Below are 271 nucleotides of genomic sequence, written 5' to 3'. Positions count from 1 at the left end.
TTCTGGCTCCCCGACCTGGACTCGAACCAGGGACCTGCGGATTAACAGTCCGTCGCTCTACCAACTGAGCTATCAGGGAAAAGAGGCCGTATTATATAGGCCAAACCTGGCGCTGTCCAGATTTCCATAGGGGGAATCTTATCTTGCCCCAAACCACGCGCTGGTGCCGCAATAACAAAAAAGGCCACGTTTTTCAACGTGGCCTTTCGAATTCTGGCTCCCCGACCTGGACTCGAACCAGGGACCTGCGGATTAACAGTCCGTCGCTCTA

1 tRNA gene is annotated in these 271 nt (G+C 54.2%); it reads right to left on the bottom strand.

Features of this window, described 5'->3' with window-relative positions:
- Positions 1-3: 3 nt before the first annotated feature.
- Positions 4-79, bottom strand: a tRNA-Asn gene (locus tag K0F86_RS27210).
- Positions 80-271: the final 192 nt, after the last annotated feature.

It is taken from the genome of Janthinobacterium sp. UMAB-60, from assembly GCF_900095235.1.
Taxonomy (GTDB): Bacteria; Pseudomonadota; Gammaproteobacteria; order Burkholderiales; family Burkholderiaceae_D; genus Janthinobacterium.
The sequence above is the reverse complement of the archived record's forward strand: the minus strand, read 5'-3'. Positions and strand labels throughout refer to the sequence as shown.